Annotated in this window: 6 protein-coding genes; 5 read left to right on the top strand and 1 reads right to left on the bottom strand. The window is 60.5% G+C overall.

The features are described 5' to 3' along the window. Positions 1-405: 405 nt before the first annotated feature. The 3 genes from AAC640_RS17010 to AAC640_RS17000 are packed head-to-tail and all read left to right on the top strand — an operon-like array spanning position 406 to position 2,962. A complete protein-coding gene (locus AAC640_RS17010) occupies positions 406-690 on the top strand; it encodes a hypothetical protein (RefSeq protein ID WP_340268435.1) in 285 nt (94 codons plus the stop codon). 45 nt (positions 691-735) lie between these two features. Next, positions 736-1,902 (top strand): hypothetical protein, encoded by a 1,167-nt coding sequence (locus AAC640_RS17005; protein WP_340268433.1) that lies wholly within the window; start codon positions 736-738, stop codon positions 1,900-1,902. Beyond that, a complete protein-coding gene (locus tag AAC640_RS17000; RefSeq protein WP_340268431.1) occupies positions 1,835-2,962 on the top strand; it encodes a nucleotidyltransferase family protein in 1,128 nt (375 codons plus the stop codon). Before AAC640_RS17005 ends, AAC640_RS17000 begins: the two co-directional genes overlap by 68 nt. A gap of 63 nt (positions 2,963-3,025) precedes the next feature. On the opposite strand, the gene AAC640_RS16995 is transcribed toward AAC640_RS17000, so the two are convergent. Continuing rightward, positions 3,026-3,697: a class I SAM-dependent methyltransferase gene (locus AAC640_RS16995; protein ID WP_340268429.1), complete on the bottom strand. Its 672-nt coding sequence runs from the start codon at positions 3,695-3,697 to the stop codon at positions 3,026-3,028. 624 nt (positions 3,698-4,321) lie between these two features. Between AAC640_RS16995 and AAC640_RS16990 the strand changes: the two genes are divergently transcribed. Both AAC640_RS16990 and AAC640_RS16985 read left to right on the top strand, forming a co-directional pair. Then, on the top strand, positions 4,322-4,996 hold the full coding sequence (locus AAC640_RS16990; RefSeq protein WP_340268427.1) for a LuxR C-terminal-related transcriptional regulator: 675 nt from the start codon (positions 4,322-4,324) through the stop codon (positions 4,994-4,996). 19 nt (positions 4,997-5,015) lie between these two features. Then, on the top strand, positions 5,016-6,995 hold the full coding sequence (locus AAC640_RS16985) for a glycosyltransferase (protein WP_340268425.1): 1,980 nt from the start codon (positions 5,016-5,018) through the stop codon (positions 6,993-6,995). The last annotated feature ends 178 nt before the right edge of the window (positions 6,996-7,173 follow it).

Below are 7,173 nucleotides of genomic sequence, written 5' to 3'. Positions count from 1 at the left end.
CGATCAGCCGTGGCGCATCATGACCATAGGACGCCGCAAATGGGCGCGTGGGTCGTGATCAATGCAGGTTGGTATAAGCCCACCAACCGAAACTCCTGAATCGTCATGGCTCTGACAACTATATGCTCAACTATACCTATCGATATAGATACTCTCTGCCCGTGCGAACCAACAGAATGATGTGTTACAGTCAAACATTCTCGCACCACCCTCTTTCGAATCAGAGAAAGTCGGGCGGATCGAACATCGTGAACTTATGCCATGGTTGTTATTTGCCGTTGAATAATGATCGCCTCATGATGAAGACACTGCCCGACAATCTCATCTTGATGAGGCGGGTATCGATGAACGTGGCAGGAAGCCGAAATGCATCGGCGGACGAGCCTTTGATGGAGGGTGATTGCTATGACAGAACCTCTGGAAAAACTATGCTCCGGTGAGGAGGATCGTCGCGTCTTCCTGAAATCCTGCGGGCGTTTCGCGCTTACGGTGCCGCCTGCGATGACCATTCTCCTGTCGACATCGCTGAGTTCGCCCGCAATCGCCAAGTCGACAGGCGGCCACGGCCACGTCAAAGGCAATAACGGCGTCGGCAATGGCGTCGACCCACAGCCTCCGGGCAATCCCCCGATCAATGATGGACCAGGCACCGGACCGGGGCATCCGGGCAATCGCGGCGGCCACAAGTAGCTTCGGCGGGGCGCGTGGGGGATGATCTTCGGACAGGACACCGGCATGCAGGCGTCGCCTGTCATGTCGCTGTCCGATGAAGCGCCGCACAGGGCGGACCGTGCCGATGTGTGCCTTTGTTTAGCCGACGACGCGGCCCTTGTCCCGATCTGCGGCCGCGCGGCTGTCTTTTCCGGCAAAAGGCAAAGGCTGTTCGAACTGAACGAAACTGCTGCCTGGCTGACGCGTCGGCTCGAAGCCCAAACGTGCTGGCCAGTGCTGCGTGACGATCTTACTGATCAGGGCCTCGACCCCGCAATTGCCGAATCCTATATCCGCCAATCCCTTCTGACGTGGTCGCGAGAAGGGATCGCCAGCGCCACATTCGCTGGCGGACGCCGACGGAAGCCTGCGCGCCAGACGATCATTATAGCGGGCCGAAATCTGACGCTCTGCTACAGTTCCCATGCGCTCATGGCGAGGGTAGCACCTGCTTTCGTGCATCTGGAGACACGTGAGGGTGACGAAGCCGCGACCTGCTACGATATAATCGACGAGCACGACCTAGTCTTCGTCGGCCGGCGCGACCGGCCTATGCTGATCGTAACCCCGCTGCAAGCCGCGCCATCTCTTAAGGGAATATTGATAGAGGACATCCTCAACGAACCCAGTGCGCCGGTCGCGCTGCACGCTGCATGTCTGATACGCCACGGCGGCGCATTGCTGGTCGCGGGGTCGCCTGGCGCGGGCAAGAGCACGATGACCGTGGCTCTGATGTCCGCGGGGTTCGGCTATGGCGGCGACGACATTACGCTTGTCGACCCATCCGGGCGCGTACAGGGCCTGCGTTTCGCGCCAGCGATCAAGACCGGAGCATGGCGGCTGATCGGGAAACTCCGCGCGGATCTGGCAGCTTCACCCGTGCACCACCGGATCGACGGGAAGCGTATCCGATTCCTCTCTCCAGGCCGTGGCAGCGATGATGCGCTTCCTGTGCGTTGGATCATATCGCTGCAGAGGCGGGAGAGCGGGCCGGCAATTCTGGTTCGGCAGGACCCGGTTGACGCTCTGGCGGCACTGATTCGCGAAGCTTATTCAAGGCGGGGGGTGGCATCGTCCATGGATATTCGCGCGCTTATCGACCTCGTTTCGGGTGCACAATGTCATGCGCTCCTCTATTCCAACCTCGATGAGGCAGTGCGCACGCTTGTCGGACTCTGCAGCGATGCTTAGCCGCGCGCCAACCGTGGAGCTCATGGCGTCCCTTGCCGGGAGGCCGCCGAAAAATCTCGACTGGCCGGGGGTCATCGCGATCGCCAACCGGACGCTGACGACGGGAACACTCGCCCGGCGGCAGCAGGTCGACCGATCGATGGCGCTTCCGCAAGATGTCGCAGACTTTCTCGCAGCGGTTGACGAACGTGCTCTAGAGCGCGACAGGCGCATGCGCGATCAGCTTGCCGAGGCCGTTACCTGCCTCAACGGCGCAGAGATCACGCCGATTCTGATCAAGGGCGCGGCCATGCTCGCGATGCCCGGCCTCGATGCGCGCGGCCGCATACTTTCGGACCTGGATATCATGGTGCCCCCGTCAGCGCTCGCTCGCGCCGGGGACGCCCTGGGTAGGATCGGTTATGTCCGGCAGATTCAGTTGAGCGATCCGACCGTGGCGCATATATTCGCGCGCACTCGGGACGCCGGAACAATCGATCTGCATTACCGACTGAAAGCGCCGCGTCCGCGCTTCGAGTTTGCTCGGCTAGCCTCATTCTGCATTCCCGTCAAGGTCGGGACTGGCGAAGCATTGCTCCCCTCCCCTACTGCCCAAACGCTGATACTTGTCCTTCACGATCAACTTAAGGATCGCGACTACTGGCGAGGGCTCGTCGATTTGAGGCACGTGCTCGACATCGCTGCACTTGCTCGGACTGCAGAGGGGATTGATTGGGATCAGCTGCTGTCGTGGTTTCCTGAGCGCCAGCCCCGAACGGCACTTCGGACGCAGCTCGTGACGATCGAGGCCCTGCTCGGAATTGGTGTGCCGCCACGGCTCATCAAGGGATGGTGGCCACGTATGCAGCATCGCCGCCGCATGGTTCAGCTCGATTGGCCGGCGCTTGGGCCAATATTCACTTTGCTCACGCTCGCGCTCGATCCACCACGGTACGGTTGGCGGACCAGGGGCGGAAATGCAAAGTCTCTGCGGGAGACGGGAAAAGCGAAGAGCATGTTCGCGCGCGCTATTACCGGCTTCAAGCGGCTGCAGCGGAGCAAGGCACCGGGTAAGCTGTAGCCCGCGGCGGTCCCGCGGAGGGGCAGGCTATCGACGGCTCATGAGCTATGAAAAGCCGCGGCTTTATCGCTTTTGAAGCAGGAAGAAGACATAGTCGGTGCCGTCGCAGCGACGTTCCACGACCCGCGCATCGGCGATCTTCAGGTGCAGCGAATCGAAAAGCTGTTCGATCGCGCTCTTGCGGTGATTGATCAGCCCCGAACGGCTTGCGAGGAACCGCGCGATACCGGCCGTTCGCATGGCGAGACGGACGGCGGCCTGTCGATTTTGCGCCAGTTCCCCGAACCTCGGAAGATATCGAACGCCCAGGAGCAGCTTTCCCCGGCTGACGCGGGCAAGCTCGCCGACCACCTGTTGGAGATAGGCTGTATCGATCCAGTTCAGGAAACGCAGGCAGGTCACGAGGTCGAACGAAGCATCCTCGAAAGGGATCTGTCGAATGTCACCGATGCCAAGCTGCGCCGGCGTCCCGATAGCGTCCGCGCTCGCCTGGGCGAGCGCGATCATGTCGGAAGAAACGTCCAGCCCATGAACATGCGCATTCCGAGCATGGAGGAAGGGCAGCAGCCTGCCAGTTCCGACCGGCACGTCCAGAACCTTGGCACCCAAGGCAACATGCTTGAGCAACTGTTCGACGGCCTGGTTCTCAGCTGACCATTTCCTCCCCGCGCGGGCTTCCTCATATTGAGTGGCAACCCTGCCTTGATATCTGGTTGCCAGGTTGGCGAAGTCCATAGCAAATCGCCTCCATCTCCTAAGGCGCACTACGTAACATATCGAAGCAGGATTCTCGCGCTTATTCGGCGGCGCAGAGATATTTCTTGGTCTAGACCTCCTCCTCGTTCCCCAGAGCTGCATGAAGATTGCTCCATCATTATCGCGCCAGCAATTTTCGTAGGCTTCGGGGGGCGCCGGTGTCGCTTTATCGGTCTAAGCCTGCCCCCACGGCAATTTAATCTCGATTATCCCGCTCATCGGGCCTGGAGGCCTATCATCATCAGCATATAACTAACCGCCGACGGAAGTGATGTCTGGTTTTGGGGCGAGTCCTTTAGTCGATCGAGTATCCGAGTCGCATCTCCTTGTTGCCGCTTACTTCACAGTTTTCTTTTCTTTAGATTTCGATACCATATCGTTACGGATCACCGACGATCCCACCACCTGTAAATACAGGAACTTAAGTCGCGGCGATCTACTCCAGGGCCTCTGGCACATCCTTTTGCTATTACGAAAGTGATAAGCAAATTCCGCCAATGAAAAATTGCTGAATGTATTGCATACTCATGACAGATAGATGACGGCTAGATGAGTGATTGCAGGCTAGTCGGTAAAGAAAAGAGGGCTGCCAGCCGGCGCACCATGACCGAAACTCGCTCGATCGCTGTAGTTGCAGAAAGACATATTTTTTACAATGCGGGCCTCGCGGCGATGCTGCAGCGAGAAGTTGGCTTCGATAAAGTCATCCGGGTGCACGACTATGGTAGCCTCAAGGAAACCTTGTCGACTGAATTCTCCATCGATTTCCTCGCACTCGACTTTGACTTGCCCGGAGCCTTCGGCGTGGCCACGATCCGCGAACTTCGCGAGAAGCGGCCTGCCATGCGCATGGCGGTCCTTTCTGAACGGACGGATCTGCGCGAGGTGCTATCCATTCTTGCCGCGGGCGCGCACGGATTTATCCCCAAGCAGATCGGGAACGGCGCGGAACTGCTTCGGGCGCTGCAAGCCGTGGGAGAAGATGGCATCTTTGTTCCGTCCGACCTACTCGACCCGCGGCAAGTGTGCGATGAGGACGACGAGGAAGAAGAATCCATAAATCTTCAGGCCCTCGCCGCGCTGACGGGGCGAGAGCAGCAGGTGATCAGGCTCCTCCTGGCAGGTCATACCAACAAGGTCATTGCGCGCGAGCTCGGGATATCGCCAAGCACGGTCAAGGTGCATGTTCATGCGGCATTTCGCAGACTTGGAGTCCACAGCCGGCTCGCGGCGTTGGCGGCTCTTCGAGTTCCCAGACGCACGGCGTTGGGAGCCTGATCCACGGGGGGCCTGCGCCATGCTGTTTCTTCGAACGCACGACACGGCCGATTGGGACAGTATCGAGCTTGCCCCCCCGCTTTCCCCGACAAAGGAAACGCGCGACCGGCCGCTCAACATCGTGCACGTCATCACTCGCCTCGTGCTTGGCGGTGCAGAGGAAAATACGGTCGCCACCTGCCTTCATCAGGCTGCGTGCGGCCACAAGGTGACGTTGATCCATGGTCAGGGTGCCGACCCGATCTGGGCCGGGCGTATCGGGGACCGTGTTCGACTTATCAGCCTGGATCATTTGGTCCATCCCATAAGTCCTGTTGCTGACCTCATCGCGCTGCGTGACTTGCACCGGCTATACCGACAACTTCGGCCGGACGTCGTTCATACGCACGAAAGCAAGGCGGGAATTGTCGGCAGGCTCGCTGCCGCCGCCGCTCGGGTGCCGCTGATTGTGCATACTATTCATATCGCCCCGTTCCTTGCGGTCAGCGGCGGGCAGCGCCTGCTCTACGTAGATTCGGAGCGGCTCTGCGCGCGTTTGAGCCACTTGTTGATCGCCGTCAGCCGCGGCATGCAGCAGGCCTATCTTGAAGCACATATCGGCGACGGTTTGCCGATTGCCGTGATCCACAGCGGGATGCCGCTCGAGCGCTTCATTTCAGCGGCCCCTCCTTCCGACTGGCGAATCCGCATCGGCGGTTGGCATGGAGAGGATCGGCCGCGCTTCATCCTCAACATTGCCGCGTTCGAGCAACGGAAACGGCAGCTGCCTTTAATCCGAGCAATGGCGCAAGGTCTACGCGAGCGGGATGATCTATGCCTGCTTTTTGCCGGCGATGGCCCGGATCGTCGCCGCTGCGAGGAGGAGGTAGGCAATCTCGGCATCGTGGACAAGGTTCGCTTCCTCGGCCATGATTCGGCGCCGTGGGAATTGATCGCGCTCGCCGACCTGTGCGTACACGCGGCCGAGCGGGAGGGGCTGCCGCGCACGGCCGTTCAGGCGATCGCTGGCGGCAAACCGCTGGTGGTAGCGCGGCTACCCGGGATCGAGGAGATCGTCGGCGACCATATCAACGGGATCATCACCGACCCCGATGATCTCGCAATGACTGCGGCGCAGGTCTTCGCTCTGCTGGATTCGCCGGACAGGCTTGCGCGTTTGCGGGAGGGCGCCCGATCCGCCGATGTTTCGTCATGGCGAGAAGATCTGATGGGAGAAAGGATCGACCGCGTCTATGCCAGCGCCTCGACGCGAAATATTCCCTCGCGGCGGCCCATTACGACAATTGAATTCCTGGGGCTTCCAGGGTCCGGCAAAACGACGATCGCACGCAAACTCCTCTCTTTGTTGCGGGAGGAACGCGCGCCTGTAGGCTTCAGCCGCGATACGATGGGCGATGAACTGCCCATCCTGCGGCGGTCGCTGCGTCGCCTCGCCCTCCTGGCTCGAGCATCGCTTTGCAGCCCGCATGTCATATATTCCACGTCGCGCGGACTTACGCCGGATCGGCGCGGCGGCAAGGACGCGGTGAAAACGCGATGGAACTTCCTGTCGGTGCTGGCGATGCACTCGCGACACAGACCCGACCGCCTCCTGGTCGCGGATCAGGGATTGGCGCAGGCGATCTGGACGGCGCGCATCCACCACGGGAACGATGCCGCCCCCGCCAAGACGATATTCGATCGGGTGGACGGTTGGATCGGCGAAACTCTTTTCATCCATGTCGAGGCGCCGACCGAGGTTGCACGCCAGCGGATCGCAAAGCGGCGGCAGCACACGTCGCGGTTCCAAAATGCAGACGCCATCGCCGACCCAACTCGCTGGGCACGCGGCGCGGAGGTCATCGAGCATATTTCCGATGAGATCGAAGAAGAACTGAAGCGCCGTGGCCTCTCAGGCCGGCTGCTTCGGATTCGGAGCGATGGCGGCGACACCCCGCTGGACCGCGCCCGACATATCCGTGACTATCTCTGCCAGCTGGAGCGCGACCATCGGGGGTGATGTCATCGCCCAATAGAGCCCTTGAACATCCAGCGGGAGCGGGCCGCGTGATCCCAGTTCAATGAAGTCCGGCTGACGATGAGCCATGCCCATAAGCCAGGCGCTAATTGCAGTTAGATCGTGGGGGTTAAAGGCCCGTGCGGCCTTCGTCGCGGCTGGTGGGGGCGGCGTGGATGGG

Source organism: Sphingobium mellinum (assembly GCF_037860795.1).
GTDB lineage: Bacteria > Pseudomonadota > Alphaproteobacteria > Sphingomonadales > Sphingomonadaceae > Sphingobium > Sphingobium mellinum.
Note: the sequence above shows the minus strand (reverse complement) of the source record. Positions and strands in the feature narration are given on the sequence as shown.

What these genes read in the sequence shown, in the direction of transcription:
- AAC640_RS17010 (WP_340268435.1), top strand. Translation starts at nt 406, where the DNA reads ATGACAGAACCTCTGGAAAAACTATGCTCCGGTGAGGAGGATCGTCGC.
- AAC640_RS17005 (WP_340268433.1), top strand. Translation starts at nt 736, where the DNA reads ATGCAGGCGTCGCCTGTCATGTCGCTGTCCGATGAAGCGCCGCACAGG.
- AAC640_RS17000 (WP_340268431.1), top strand. Translation starts at nt 1,835, where the DNA reads ATGCGCTCCTCTATTCCAACCTCGATGAGGCAGTGCGCACGCTTGTCG.
- AAC640_RS16995 (WP_340268429.1), bottom strand. Translation starts at nt 3,697, where the DNA reads ATGGACTTCGCCAACCTGGCAACCAGATATCAAGGCAGGGTTGCCACT.
- AAC640_RS16990 (WP_340268427.1), top strand. Translation starts at nt 4,322, where the DNA reads ATGACCGAAACTCGCTCGATCGCTGTAGTTGCAGAAAGACATATTTTT.
- AAC640_RS16985 (WP_340268425.1), top strand. Translation starts at nt 5,016, where the DNA reads ATGCTGTTTCTTCGAACGCACGACACGGCCGATTGGGACAGTATCGAG.